The sequence below is a fragment of the Azospirillum thiophilum genome, from assembly GCF_001305595.1.
GTDB lineage: Bacteria > Pseudomonadota > Alphaproteobacteria > Azospirillales > Azospirillaceae > Azospirillum > Azospirillum thiophilum.
On the sequence record NZ_CP012402.1, the window covers coordinates 126,154 to 139,452 of the forward strand.

The 13,299-nt window shown below is 68.0% G+C and carries 14 protein-coding genes; 1 reads left to right on the forward strand and 13 read right to left on the reverse strand.

From position 1 onward, the window contains the following. Positions 1-35: 35 nt before the first annotated feature. The 12 genes from AL072_RS14530 to AL072_RS14585 all read right to left on the reverse strand — a co-directional run bounded on the left by AL072_RS14530 (position 36) and on the right by AL072_RS14585 (position 10,741). Entirely contained in the window at positions 36-806 is a 771-nt protein-coding gene (locus AL072_RS14530; RefSeq protein ID WP_052710478.1) for a substrate-binding periplasmic protein, read from the reverse strand. A gap of 83 nt (positions 807-889) precedes the next feature. After that, positions 890-1,690, reverse strand: a complete 801-nt coding sequence (locus AL072_RS14535) for a putative hydro-lyase (protein ID WP_082109420.1) — start codon at positions 1,688-1,690, stop codon at positions 890-892. Positions 1,691-1,857: 167 nt separating this feature from the next. Next, positions 1,858-2,625 (reverse strand): ABC transporter ATP-binding protein, encoded by a 768-nt coding sequence (locus AL072_RS14540; RefSeq protein WP_245636869.1) that lies wholly within the window; start codon positions 2,623-2,625, stop codon positions 1,858-1,860. A 4-nt stretch (positions 2,626-2,629) separates the two neighbouring features. Then, entirely contained in the window at positions 2,630-3,349 is a 720-nt protein-coding gene (locus AL072_RS14545) for an ABC transporter ATP-binding protein (protein ID WP_200909860.1), read from the reverse strand. Next, entirely contained in the window at positions 3,346-4,389 is a 1,044-nt protein-coding gene (locus AL072_RS14550; protein WP_045586082.1) for a branched-chain amino acid ABC transporter permease, read from the reverse strand. The genes AL072_RS14545 and AL072_RS14550 overlap by 4 nt, the downstream gene beginning before the upstream one ends. Further along, entirely contained in the window at positions 4,389-5,255 is an 867-nt protein-coding gene (locus tag AL072_RS14555) for a branched-chain amino acid ABC transporter permease (RefSeq protein ID WP_045586083.1), read from the reverse strand. Before AL072_RS14555 ends, AL072_RS14550 begins: the two co-directional genes overlap by 1 nt. 106 nt (positions 5,256-5,361) lie before the next feature. Beyond that, a complete protein-coding gene (locus AL072_RS14560; RefSeq protein ID WP_200909862.1) occupies positions 5,362-6,660 on the reverse strand; it encodes an ABC transporter substrate-binding protein in 1,299 nt (432 codons plus the stop codon). A gap of 214 nt (positions 6,661-6,874) precedes the next feature. Next, on the reverse strand, positions 6,875-7,786 hold the full coding sequence (locus AL072_RS14565) for a LysR family transcriptional regulator (protein ID WP_045586084.1): 912 nt from the start codon (positions 7,784-7,786) through the stop codon (positions 6,875-6,877). Between the two features lie 55 nt (positions 7,787-7,841). Continuing rightward, positions 7,842-8,411 carry a hypothetical protein gene (locus AL072_RS14570; RefSeq protein WP_045586085.1) on the reverse strand — a complete coding sequence of 190 codons (570 nt, stop codon included), beginning with the start codon at positions 8,409-8,411 and terminating at the stop codon, positions 7,842-7,844. Continuing rightward, a complete protein-coding gene (locus AL072_RS33460; protein WP_052710479.1) occupies positions 8,408-9,094 on the reverse strand; it encodes a ParA family protein in 687 nt (228 codons plus the stop codon). The genes AL072_RS14570 and AL072_RS33460 overlap by 4 nt, the downstream gene beginning before the upstream one ends. 148 nt (positions 9,095-9,242) lie before the next feature. Further along, positions 9,243-9,905 carry a hypothetical protein gene (locus AL072_RS14580; protein WP_045586086.1) on the reverse strand — a complete coding sequence of 221 codons (663 nt, stop codon included), beginning with the start codon at positions 9,903-9,905 and terminating at the stop codon, positions 9,243-9,245. After that, positions 9,902-10,741: a helix-turn-helix domain-containing protein gene (locus AL072_RS14585; protein ID WP_045586087.1), complete on the reverse strand. Its 840-nt coding sequence runs from the start codon at positions 10,739-10,741 to the stop codon at positions 9,902-9,904. Before AL072_RS14585 ends, AL072_RS14580 begins: the two co-directional genes overlap by 4 nt. Before the next feature lie 626 nt (positions 10,742-11,367). On the opposite strand from AL072_RS14585, the gene AL072_RS14590 reads away from it, so the two are divergent. After that, positions 11,368-12,630 carry a hypothetical protein gene (locus tag AL072_RS14590; RefSeq protein WP_045586088.1) on the forward strand — a complete coding sequence of 421 codons (1,263 nt, stop codon included), beginning with the start codon at positions 11,368-11,370 and terminating at the stop codon, positions 12,628-12,630. 4 nt (positions 12,631-12,634) lie between these two features. On the opposite strand, the gene AL072_RS14595 is transcribed toward AL072_RS14590, so the two are convergent. Continuing rightward, positions 12,635-13,258: a phosphatase PAP2 family protein gene (locus tag AL072_RS14595; RefSeq protein ID WP_245636870.1), complete on the reverse strand. Its 624-nt coding sequence runs from the start codon at positions 13,256-13,258 to the stop codon at positions 12,635-12,637. Positions 13,259-13,299: the final 41 nt, after the last annotated feature.

Here is a 13,299-nt window from a genome sequence, read left to right on the forward strand (position 1 = left end):
GCTCTCGGGGGCTCTCGGGGGGTGGTCTGGAACGGTCAGCGCGCGTATTTGTCCAGCACCTGCCGGTAGGCGCCGCTGGCCTTCATCGCCGCGACGCCGGCATCGAACTCGTCGCGCAGCTTGGTGGTGTCGCGCGCCTTGGTGAAGGCGATGTAGCTGGGAATCTCCTGCACCGCCGGGGTCAGCTCCTTCACCTTGTCCAGCGCGCCGGCCTGCTTCAGGAAATACTGGGCGACATAGCGGTTGCTCGGCATCACCTCGAAGCGGCCGGACAGCAGCTTCTTGACGTTGCTGTCGCTGTCGTTCGACTTTTCCACCGCCGGCAGCACGCCGCCCTTGATCGCGTCGTCGACGATGGAGCCGTAGCTGATCTGGTTGACGACGCCGAACCTGTGGCCGGCCAGCTTGGACAGGTCGCCGTCGAAGCCGACCGGGCTGTCCTTGGCGACGAACAGCGACACCACCTGCGGCACCAGCACCTGCGTGGAGTAGTTCAGGAACTGCTCGCGCTCCGGCGTCTTGTAGGCGGTGAAGACGGCGTCCGCCCCGCCGTCGCGCACGGTGTCGAGCGCGCGGGCCCAGGGCATGATCTCCACCGTGACACTGTGGCCGGCGGCCTTCATCGCCTCGGTCACGATGTCGTAGGCGATGCCGGCGGGCTTGCCGCCATCGTCGTAGATCAGCGGCGGGAAGCTGAGCGCCACCATGCGCAGCTGGTCGGCGGCGGCCGGCGCCGCGAGGACGGTCAGCAGACCGGCGGCCAGAATGGAACTCGACGGCAGGCGGGAGGAAAACGGGCGCGGCATCGGGCAAGCCTCCACTGTGGCCGCGCCAGCGGGATGCTCGCGCGGCGGCCGGTTATGCGGGGGATGGGACGGGAGGACGACGCTCAGAGCACCGACAGGTGGGTGTTCAGCAGGTCGGTGATCAGCATGGCGCCGGGGCTGTGGGTGATGGCGATCGGCGGGCGGGCGTTGCGGATCGCGACCTGTGGCGTCACCCCGCAGGCCCAGAACACCGGCACTTCGCCGGGCTCGATCGGAACCGCCTCGCCATGCTCGGGGTCGGCGATGTCGCGGATGCCGATGGCCGCCGGATCGCCGAAATGCACCGGCGCGCCATGCACCGACGGGAAGCGCGAGGTGATCTGGATGGCGCGGATCGCGTCGCGGGGCACCATCGGCCGCATCGACACCACCATGGTGCCGCCGAACCGGCCGGCGGCGACGCAGGGGATGTTGGTCTCGTACATCGGGACGTTGCGGTTCATCGCGATGTGGCGCACCGGCAGCCCGTCGGCCAGCAGCGCCTCCTCGAACGAGAAGGAGCAGCCGATCAGGAAGGCGACGAAATCGTCCCGCCACAGGTCGAGAATGTCGGTCGGCCCCTCCATCAGCACACCCTCGCGGTAGACGCGGTAGCGCGGCACGTCGGTGCGGATGTCGATGTCGTGGCCGAGCGTCGGCAGCCGCGGATCGCCGACTTCCGACACCGCCAGCAGCGGACAGGGCCGCGGGTTGGCCTGGCAGAAGCGCAGGAAGTCGCCGGCCCAGTCGGCCGGCAGGATGGCGAGGTTGGCCTGGACATGGCCGGGCGCCAGCCCGGCGGTCTGGCCGCTGTTGGCGCCGCTGCGGATGCGCAGGCGTTCGGCGGCGGCGAGGGGGGCGGCACTGAGGGGGGCGGTCATCATGGGAATGGTCCGGGGTTCGGTGTTCGTGTGGAGGCCTTGGCGTCGCGTTGCCCCCACCCCAACCCTCCCCCTCTTCGAGGGAGAGGGTGCCTTACGGAAAGGCGGCGGCAGTCCCCTCTCCCGCGTGAGCGGGGGAGGGTTAGGGAGGGGGTCTACCCCCGCCCCCCTCACATGCCCAAATACGCCTGCCGCACCTCGTCGTTGCCGAGCAGGTCCTGGCCACTGCCCTCCATCACGACGCGGCCGGTCTGGATGACATAGCCGCGGTCGGCGATCTCCAGCGCACGATGGACGTTCTGCTCGACCAGCAGCACGGTGATGCCGCGTTGGCGGATCAACTGGATGGTCTCGAAGATGCGGGTCACCAGCTTGGGCGCGACGCCCCAGGAGGGTTCGTCGAGCATCAGCAGGTCGGGTTGGCTCATCAGGCCGCGGCACATCGCCAGCATCTGCTGTTCGCCGCCCGACAAAGTGCCGGCCTGCTGGCGGCGGCGTTCGCCCAGCACGGTGAAGGTGTCGTAGGCGAATTGGAGCGTTTGCTCGCGTTTGGCCGCATCGCTGGTGGTGAAGCCGCCCAGCATCAGGTTCTGCTCGACCGTCAGGCGCGGGAACAGGCGGCGGCCTTCCGGCACCAGCACCAGCCCGCGCTTCACCCGCTCATGGGCGGGAACGGCGGAGATGTCCTGCCCCTTCAGCATGATGGTCCCGCCGTCGAGCGCGTTCAGCCCGGCGACGGCCCGCAGCGTGGTCGACTTGCCGTTGCCGTTGCCGCCGACGATGGCGACGATCTCGCCCCGGTTCAGGCTGAGGCTGACGTCGCGGATGGCCGGGACGCGGCGGTAGCTGGACTGGATGTTGCGGACATGGAGCATCGGCTCGCCATGGACTGCGGCCGGTACGGGGCGGACGGGTTCGGACAGCATGGGTTGAAGCATCGTCTCATTCCCCCAGATAGGCGGCGATGACCGCCGGGTTCTCGGCGATCTCCGCCGGGGTACCGTCGGCGATCTTGGCCCCGTAATCCAGCACCAGCATCCGGTGGGCGATCGGCATGATGCCCTCCATCACATGCTCGACGATGATGCTGGCGATGCCGCGCTGGTGGATGCGGCGGACCAGCGCCGACGCCTCTCGCACCTCGGTCGGGTTCAGCCCGGCCATCACCTCGTCCAGCAGGATCAGCTTCGGTTCGGTGGCGAGCGCGCGGGCGACCTCCAGCCGTTTCTGTTCCGAGACGGTCAGGTCCGACGCCGGGGTGTCGGCCCGGTGCAGCAGGCCGACGAAGGACAGTTCCTGCTCGGCCCGGTCGCGCGCCTCGGCCACCCGCTTGTTGCGCAGCATGGCGCCGACCATGACATTCTCCAGCGCGGTCATCGAATGGAAGACGCGGACGATCTGGAAGGTCCGGGCGATGCCGAGCGCCGCCGCCGCCTCCGGCGTGGAGCCGGTGATGTCATGGCCTTCGAAGGCGATGCGCCCGGTCGTGGGGGTGTGGAAGCCGGCAAGGCAGTTGAACAGGGTGGTCTTGCCGGCGCCGTTGGGGCCGATCAGCCCGATGATCTCGCCGTGATGGACGGTGAAGCCAATGTCGCGGTTGGCGACCAGACCGTCGAAGGCCTTGCCCAGGCCGTCCACGGCCAGCAGGGGAGCGGTGTTCACGGGCGGATCTCCATCTTCTCGGCCTTCACCTCGGCCTGCTTGGCACCGGGCAGGTGGCGGCGCAGATTGCGCCCCAGATCGCCCAGCAGCCCCAGCACGCCCGACGGGCTGAAGACGGCGACCAGGATGATCATGGCGGCATAGATGATCATGTCGGTGCCGGATCCGGTGCTGCCGAACAGGGTGCGGCTGTATTCCTCGATGGTGATCAGGATCACCGCGCCCAGCACCGGGCCGAGCAGCCGGCCGACCCCGCCCAGGATGGCGATCAGCGCGATCTTGATCGAGATCGTCGTGGCGAACACCGAGCCCGGATCGATGAACATCTCCTTCTGGGCGTAGAAGCTCCCGCCGAGCGCGGTCAGGAAGGCCGACACCGACAATGCTATCAGCTTGTAGCGGGTCAGGCTGACGCCGAGAGCGCGGGCGGCCTCGGGCTCATCCTTGATGGCGCGGAAATAATAGCCGATGTGGCTGCGCTCGATCGCCCAGGACACCAGCACCGTCAGCACCAGCAGGCCGAGGATGACGTAATAGTAGGGCAGCTTCGACAGGAAGATCAGCACGCCCCAGCCGCTGCGGTCCATCGGCATGTAGAGGCCGACGGCGCCCTCCAGGAACTCGCTGTTGGTCACCAGGATCTGGATGATCTCGGCCACCGCGATGGTCGCCATCGCGAAATAATGCCCCTTCAGCCGGAAGCAGGGCCAGCCCATGGCGAGCGCGAACAGCGCTGCCACCAGCCCGCCGGCCAGCGCCCCCACCCAGGGCGTCAGCCCCAGGGTCAGCAGCAGCATGGTCGAGGTGTAGGCGCCGATGCCGTAGAACACCGCATGGCCCAGCGAAACCTGCCCGGCATAGCCGCCGACGATGTTCCAGGCGACGCCCATCTGGGCGCCCATCAGGATCAGGATCAGGAAATTCTGCTGCGACGGCTCGGTCACGGCCAGCGGCAGCAGCGCGGCCAGGGCGAGAAGGGCGACAGCGCCTGCGGCCTTCAGCGTCGCGGGCTGCGATTGGAGCTTGGTTCCGGTCGTCATCAGGCTTTCCCCAGCAGGCCGCGCGGACGCACCAGCAGCACGATCAGCAGCAGCGACAGCACGATGGCGGTCTTGTATTCCGGTCCGATCAGGAAGCCGCCCAGCACCTCGATCAGCCCGACGACGATGCCGGCCAGGAAGGCGCCGGTGACGCTGCCGAAGCCGCCCAGCACGACCACCACGAAGGCGATCAGGATGAAGTTCGACCCCACCTCGGGGAAGATCGGGAAGAAGGTGGCGATCAGCCCGCCGGCAAGCCCGGCGCAGGCCGCCCCGATGCCCCAGGCGAGAGCGAACATCTTCTGCCCGTCGATGCCCATCAGGGTGGCGGCCTCGCGGTCGATGGCGGTGGCCTCCAGCGCGGTGCCCAGCCGGGTGCGGTGCAGGAAGAGCCACAGCGCACCGGTGACGCCGACCGCCCCCAGCGCCGCGACGAACTGCGGCAGTCCGAACTGGACGGGGCCGAGCGCGATGTTGCCGCTGACAAGGCTGTGCGGGATCAGCCGGTGGTCCGGCTTCCAGAAGAACTGGGCCAGCCCGCGCAGCAGGATCATCAGGCCGAAGGTCGCGAAGATCTGCGACAGCATCGGCGCCTTCAGGATGCGGCGGATCACCGTCTGGTAGACGATGACGCCGACCGCGAACAGCAGCAGTGCCGTCAGCGGCAGCGCCACGATGGGATCGACGGCGAACAGCGCGAAGGCCCAGAAGCTGGCATACATCCCCAGCATCAGGAACTCGCCATGGGCGAAATTGACGATGTCCATGACGCCGAAGATCAGCGTCAGGCCGACCGCGACCAGGGCGTAGATCAGCCCGATCAGCAGGCCCGAGACGAGCACTTGGAAAAGAATGTCTGCGGTCATTGCCGCGCCCCTCTTTCGGTCAGGGTGGGCCGGAGGAGCGATGACGCCCTCTCCCGGGACGGGAGAGGGGAGCCGGTCCGTCAAAGCCCCAGCGAGAAACGTGGGCTCAGCGGCCGTCCCAGGCGGGCATCGGGTAGACGACCGGCTTGGTCGCCACGTCGAACGGCCACACCGTCACATACTGGCCGCCCTGGACCTGGACGATGATGCCCGTGCCCAGCTCGTTCTGGCCGTTGGCGTCGAACTTGACGCCCTTCCACGGCATGATCAGGCCGCTGGCCGGGATGTCGGTCTTCTGCAGCGCCTCGCGGATCGCGTCGGGCTTGGTCGAGGCGGCGCGGTCCAGCGCGTCGGCCAGCACGGCGATGCCGGTGAAGGCGCGGGCCGAGTTGCCGTTGAAGTTCACGCCCGAGCGCTGCTGCATCAGGTCGTTGACCTGTTTGATCAGCGGGTTGCGCTCCGCCTGGTCGAGCGCCCAGACCTCGCGGCTGATGACGAACTCGCCATCCTTGCCCATCGTCTTCAGGAACTCGCTGTCGTTGAAGCCGGCGTCGTTGGCCAGCAGCATCTTCGGCAGGAAGCCCAGCTCCTTGTAGGTCTTCATCGACAGGATGGCGTCGCCGAGATAGCTCGACTGCATGATCACCGCCGGAGCGGCGGCCTTGATCCGCTGCACCTCGGACGTCATCTGCGTCGTCTTGGCCGGGTAGAGGATCTTCTCGGCGATGGTGAATTTCTGCTCTTCCGACAGCTTCACCTGCAGCTTGGTCGTCTCGTTGCCCCACAGCGTGTTCTCGTTGAACAGCGCGATGCTGCGCAGCTTGTCGCCGGTCTTCTTCTCCATGTCGGCGAGGAAGGTGAAGAAGTTGCCGACGAACAGGTCGTCATGCGGCGTGGTGCGGAAGAACCATTTGAACTTGCGCTGGGTCAGCGAGGCCGACGAGGATTCGCCGTTGAGGAACGGCACGCCGTAGCGCTCGGCCACCTGGCTGGCGGTCGCGGTGACGTTGGAGAAATAGGCGCCGGTCAGCGCGACGACCTTCTCGCTGGTGATCAGCCGTTCCGCTTCGGTGGCGCCGACCTGCGGGTTGCCCTGGTGGTCGCCGAAGATCAGCTTGATCTTCGCGCCGTTCAGGTGCGGCAGGCCGATGCCGGCGACCAGGCCCGGCGGCGCCGGGATTTCCTTGTTGATGATGGCGGCGGCCAGTTCGGCCGCGGCCTTCAGCTCTACGCCGGTAGAGGCGGCGGCACCGGTCAGCGGATAGATCACGCCGATGCGGATTTCCTCTTCGGCGCGGGCGCTGCCGGCGCCGAAGCCTGTCAAGGCGGTCGTGGCCAGCAGGGCCGCCGCGGCAAGCATGCGCTTGAGCGTCTGGCGACGGGTGGCGGCCTTGGGGGTGGGCATGCGGGTGGGTTCGGTTTTCGCTGCCGCGAACCGCATCGTGAAATCTCCTCTGTTCAGTGCCTTGGTGGCTTGGGACGCCTGCCTTTGCGGCTGGTTGAGTGCGTCTCTGACAGGATGATGACACGAACAGTCTTGGGGTCGTCCAATCGTATGTTTTGATCTGGATTGATAAACGGCCGCTATCAATCCTCCGCTAATGCACGAGCGCCGGTCATCACGCCGGGGCCTCGTTCCCGGTCGTCGCCTCATACTCGGCGGCGACGGCGACGGCCAGATCCGCGACCACCGACGCCATGTGGTTCTCGGCATTGGCTGAATAGGCGGCGCAGAAGGTCATGCCGGGCAAGGGCGCCTGCGAGCGGACCTGCCGCAACCGGCCCTCCGCCAGTTCACGCTGGACGATGACGGTCGGGATGACGCTGACCCCTACCGCATCGACCGCCATGCGCACGACGCTGGCGAGCGAGCTGTTGCCGAACATCCGCACCGTCAGCCCGAGGGAGGAGAACATTTCGCGGATCACCCCATAGGGCTGGGTGGTGCGGGAAAATGTGATGATCGGCCAAGCCGCCAGATCGGCCAGCGACACCGGCTCTTCCGGCAGCGCCAGGGATGGGCTGACCACCCAGCCAAGCGGATAGGTGCCGACCGGCACCGCCTTGAAACGGACGTCGGTGTAGGAGGCCAGCATCACCGCGACGTCCAGCTCATGCCGGGCCAGCGCATCCCGCAGGCTGGGCGAGGTTTCGACCTCGATCTCCAGCGACACGGCGGGGTAGAGCGCGTTCAGCCGCTCGATCAGCCGGCTGAGCCAGGTATGGACCACCGTTTCGGCCACCCCCAGCCGGATCACCCCGCGGATGGCGCTGCGGTCGGCCACCGCGGTCAGCAGCTCCGACCGCAACGCCATCATCTTCTCGGCATAGGTCAGCAGGACCATCGCCTGCGGCGTCGGGGCGACCCGCCGGCCGACCCGCTCGAACAGCACGACGCCCAGTTCGTCCTGCAATTGGGCGATGCGGGCGGAGATGGCCGGTTGCGTGGTGTTCAGTCGCTCCGCCGCCCGGCGGAAACCGCCCAGCCGCATGGTCCAGATGAAGGTTTCCAGCGACTTCAGGTCCAGCATGCCTCACCCATTCCCGCCTTGGAGCATCGCACGCGGCACCGTCCTCGCCGGCCCGTCATTCCTCGCCGTCAAGCACCGCCAGCTCGGCCTCGATCACGGCCAAACGCTCGCGCAGCCGGTCGCGTTCCGCCTCCAGTGCCTCCCGGCGTCCGACATGGTCGATCGCCTTGTTCCGCAGGTCGCGCTTGAAGCGGACGATTTCCGGCCGCGTGACGTCGGGACGGATCAGATTGCTCTGGTCGGCCAGCCGCAGCTGTTCGGTGGTCAGGGTGGCGAGCTGATAGACGGTGGCATAGCTCGGCGGCAGCTTCGCTCCCGGCAGCCGGCCGCTGTCGACCGCCTCCGCCACCATGCGCAGCTGGTAGGCCACCTGATAGCCGAAGGGCAGCTCGTTCTCGACCATCGCCTGGAACTCGCCATGCGGCAGCCGCACCCGGGCCTGGACCAGATAGCGGCCGATCAGCAGGAACTTCTCCTGCGCGCTGCGCCACAGGGTGGAGATCTCCTGCACGAACTCCTCGCGCCGCAGCAGGTCGATGGGAGCCTCGGCCATGCGCTCGATGCGTTCGTCCACCGCCATGTGGCGGCGGGCCTGCGCCTTGGAAACCTGCTTGAACCCGCTCATTGCGCCAGCTCCAGTTCGTGACGGACAAAGGCCCAGACTCCGGCGACATGCTCGGACCCCTTGCCGCCCTTCAGCTCCAGCAGGCCGAGCCCGCGCCCGGCGGTGAACTGGATGTCCTCGTAATCCGGGACCTCGACCGGGCAGATCCGGCCGTCGCCCAACAGCTTGCGCTGCGCTTCGGTGAATCCCCGGGTGCGCGGCTTGACGCGGTTCATGACGAAGGCAGCGTTCTTGCCGTAGCGGCGGACGAAGCGCATCCAGGGCCGGACCGAATCCAGGTCGTCGTCGCTCTGGCCGGTCGGGACCACGATCAGGTCCGACGACAGGGCCAGCAGCTTGAACTCCTCCGGATGGTCCTCGATCGACGGCGGGGTGTCGATGACCAGCAGGTCGAAACCGTCGATGCCATTCAGCGCGTCGCGGATGTCGGACGAACTCATGCCCGCTTCGAAATGGGTGATCGACACCATACCGTCCGGACGCTTGGCGAACCATTTGGTCAGGCTGCGCTGCGGATCGAGATCGAGTGTCGCCACCGTGCAGCCGTCGAGCGCCGCCGCGACCGCGATGTTGCGGCTGAGCGTGGTCTTGCCGACCCCGCCCTTCGGGCCATTGACCAGCAGGCGCTTCACCTGTCGGGTCCGCAGCCTGTTGCCGGGCTCCTGTCCCGTCTCGTCGGTCATCGTCCTGTCCCTTTCCGCCATAGGCTGTCGGCGTCTTTTAGCAAAGCGCGGCCGTGGCGCAAACCTAAGACATGTCTTAGCTTCATATCCCCGGCGCCGGGTATCGCATCCGTCACGGATGGACGGGTGCAAGACAGAACATTCCCCATCATCGCATGCGGCGCACCGCCGACGCCAGCACCGGGCGTACCGCAGCCGCCCCTGCTCCGCCATCGCCGGTCCGGTCGCCTGCGGTTGCAATCGCGCGCAACCGGTCGGCCAGACCACGCTCTGCCGTGCAGGCCTCCTCGCACAGGGCACGGATCTCGGCGATGCTCGGCCGCCATTTGCGGGTGCGGCGCCAAATGCGCGCCGCCTGGTCGATCGCCCAGGCCGGAAACTCGCCCAGATCGTCTGCCCAGTCCATCGCGAGCAATTGCTCCACCTCCGGCGTCGTCGCCTTGGCCGGGAAATGGCTCAGCAGGGCCAGCACGCGGCCAAGCAGATGGTTGGCCGGTGCCGGTGCCAGGATACCGTCGTCGATCTCCGCCAATGCCCGGCGGGCAAGCGCGGCGTGGCGCGGCGTCACCTCGTCCGGCGGCGTCCACTCCTCCACCACGCCGGCAAAGCCGTCATCGGTGAAGCGGCTGTGCCGTCCGACCTGCCCCCCGTCGAGCAGCCGTTGCAACGCTTCCGGCAACGCCTCGCGCAGCATCCGGCTGCGCAAAGCCGGCGGCATGGCCGGGTCGAAGGGCAACGGCAGGCTCGGGGCCGGCGCTCCGGCCGCGGATCCGGGGAACGACGATCCGGGGAACGGGTGCAGGTTGCTCATGCCGCCCCCCACGGGTTGGCGGCTGTGTTGGCGGCTGTACCACCGGCAGGTGACTGTCCGTTCAGCCTTGCCGCGACGCTGGCCCAGGCCGACAGGCGTTGTTCGGCATCCACCGCCGGACGGGATTGGCTGCGGGGGGCATGGCGTGGCGCAGGACCGGCCGCGCGGCGGTCCGCGCCGTTCCCGCTTTGCAGCCCGGCACGTGCCATATCCTGCAGCAGCCATGACCGCCATGCCGCTGCCGCATCACGGTAGCGGTAGCCGTGGGCACGGCATTGCTGCACGAAGCGCTCGGCATGCCGGTCGACGTCGACGGTTGGAAAGCGATCCTGCGCCCACTGCCGATCCTCGGCGGACGGCACCCAGTCTTGGGCGACCTGCTCGCTTTCGCCGGATCGGGCCTTGCCCGTCCGCAGGTGGAGCGTGTCCGGAATCTGTTCTGATTCAGGCTGTTTCTGACTCGCTGCCGGACAGGGGGAGTCCGCCCTTGAGTCAGCGGGGATGTCCGCCCCTGCACCCCCCGTCGCAGCCCCTTGCGGTGTGGTCAGGACGAGCCGGTAGCGGCAGCTCAGCCGGCCGCCGTTGGTGGCGCGGCGATGCTCGATCGTCACCAGCCCCAGCGACTCCAGCCGTCCCAGGATCCGGTTGACGGTCGGGCGGCTGCGTTTCAGCTTGTCGGCCAACGTCGCCTGTGACGGCCAGCAGATCCCGGCCTCGTCGGCATAGGTGCTGAGGGCGGCCAGTACGGCGAGGCCGTCGGCGTCGAGATCGGGGTGGTCGAGCCACCAGGCCGGGATTCGGCCCCAGCGGTTTGGGTTTGCGGTATGGTCGGTCATCTGTGGCGATACTCCTCCGCTCCATCGGCGGTCGCGATTGGAGCGCAGGATTCGAAGCGGTCCGCGGCAGAGTCGAATCGCGGGCTCCGGCTCCATGGAGCATCAGCCCGCGCACCGTCAGCGATAGCCCGCGACCGTAAAGCCCCGGCCCGCGACCATGGAGCGACAGCCCGCGATGCCGTCCCGAATCGGGATCCTGGCGTCTTTGGCCGCGGTCATGGAGCAGTAGGCCGCGATTGCCGCCTGCCATTGAGCGGCCATTCCTGGAGTTTTAGCCCGCGTTTCCCCCGGCGCGCCGCCTTGGCCGGCCGCAAAGACGGTATGGCGGCGGTAGCGAGCCGGCCGGGCTTCCCCATGGAGCGATGGCCCGCGGTTCCCCGGCCGGCTGCCGGTGCCGATTCTCCCCGATTCTTCAGGGAGTCGCGGCGCCCGCTCCCCTGCGCGGAGCTCCCCTCCGGCCAATCGCGGGCTATGGCTCCATGATCGCGGGCTGCGGCTCCATCACCGCGGGCTGTTGCGCCATGGGCGCGGGCTGTTGCTCCACGCCTGAGGCGGTAATTCCCTTCGGTCCTGTTGCGCCGGTGGCCCCGGCGCGCCATGGTTACTCCCGACTTCCGGAGACGTTCATGTCCAAGATGGCCCCGACCAGCGCCGCACAGCTCATCCTGTTCGAGCTGGAAGACCGTTCGCAATCACACCTGATCGCGCTCTACGATCTGGCGCCGCGCTTCGTCTTCGTCTCCCGCGACAATGACAAGGAGAAGGTGGCGAAGGACAAGGGCGAACTGGTCACCAAGGACAGCTTCATAAAGTCGGTGCGGCGCGAGTTCGCCTTCCGCGGCCGCAACTACCGCCTGACCGTGCAGCCCGCCCGCATCGACCGGCTGGGGCCGGCGAAGAAGGACGACCGCGCTCCCGGCGCAGGCCCGGATCTGGTCGAAGTGGAGATCTTCCCGTCGGAGCGCGAGCAGGTGGTGGAACAGGTGGTCCGTCGCCTCGCCATGGACCGCTCGCGCCTGTCGCTCACCGGCGAGAACCGCGACAAGGTGCAGATGCGCTTCAGCCTCTACGAGATCCAGCGCGAGCTGCGGGCTGTCAGCCACACCCTGTCGATCCAGGACATCCGCGAATCGCTGACCATCCTGGCCCGCTCGCGCATCATCATCTCCACCGGCGGCAGTGCAGAGGCCGGGAAGAAGAACCGCGGGCAGAATTTGCTGGAATCGACAGCCTTTCCGGTGCTGGCGATCCGTTCGCGCCCCGATCTGGTCGACGAGGATGGCGGAGTCGAGGAAACCTATCTGGAATTCAACCCGCTGGTCTCCGCCGCGATCCGCGACCTGGAATTCAAGCCGGTCTCCTATGCCTGGCTGATGAAGCTGAAGTCGCCGGTGTCGCGCTGGCTCTACAACCGCCTGTCGATCGAATACGACACGGCCGAGGACGATGCGAGGCCGGTGTCGATCAGCGCCGACGAGATCATCAAGAACAGCGGCATGAACGAGTGGTCGCGCCGCCGCGACACCCTGCGCGTGGTGACCTCAGCCGTCGATGCGCTGGTGGAGGAGGGGATCCTCGACGTCGCCGACAAGGAATACACCAAGGTCGGCAAGCGCATCGACGCCATCGACTATGTGCTGACGCCGTCGGCGAAATTCCTCGATCAGGTCCGCCGCGGCCGGCGGGTGCAGACCACCAACATCGATCTGCTCAAGCAGATCGTCGGCAATGCCATGCGTCCCGACGGCTTCGTGCCGCTGAAGGCAGGCGAGGCGGCCGACATGCGCAACAAGCGGACCAAGCGTCTGGCCGGTTCCTCATCCGATCCGGGGACCGGCCGGGCCGACAAGCCCCCGGCGCAGGCGGTCTTGCCGCTGCCGAGGAAATAGCGGATCAGCGCGGCAGCAGGCGCCGCGCCAGCAGGGTGATCGCCGTTCCCAGCAGGGCACCGGCCAGCACGTCGGACGCCCAATGGCGGTGCTTGGTTACCCGCCCGCCGGCCAGCGCCGCCGCGGTGCCGTAGATCATCAGGCTCTGTGCCGGCGACCGGCTGACCGTGGCGAGCGCGGTCGCCGCGGCGAAGGCGCTCGCCGCATGGCCCGACGGCAGGGACCGCGCGCTGATGCGCCATCCCGGTTTGCGGCGCGGGGCGCATTCGTCCGGACGGCGGCGTTTGACATAGCGCTTGATCGAGCGGCTGGCGGCGGCGGTGGCCACCAGCCCGGCCACGCCGACGCTGCCGGCGCGGCGCAGATCCGCACTCCCGGACAGCAGCCCGACGATGCCGGCCACCGCGAAGCCCGGGATCAGGACGTGCCGCTTTATGGCGTAATGGCCCGCGGTTGCCAGTGCGCGGCTGACCGGGCCGGGATCGCAGGTGACGATGTCGTGGACCTGGGCATCCAGCGCATCGACGGCGGTCAGGGCGGGCCGGAGGAGTGCTGGTGCCGGATTGCCGCCATAGCCGAAGCCGCCGCCCGGATTCTCGATGCCGTTCTGTTCGATCAGGTCGCTCAACGCCGGTCCCCTGCATCTCGCGCCCCAGCATGGGCGCCGCA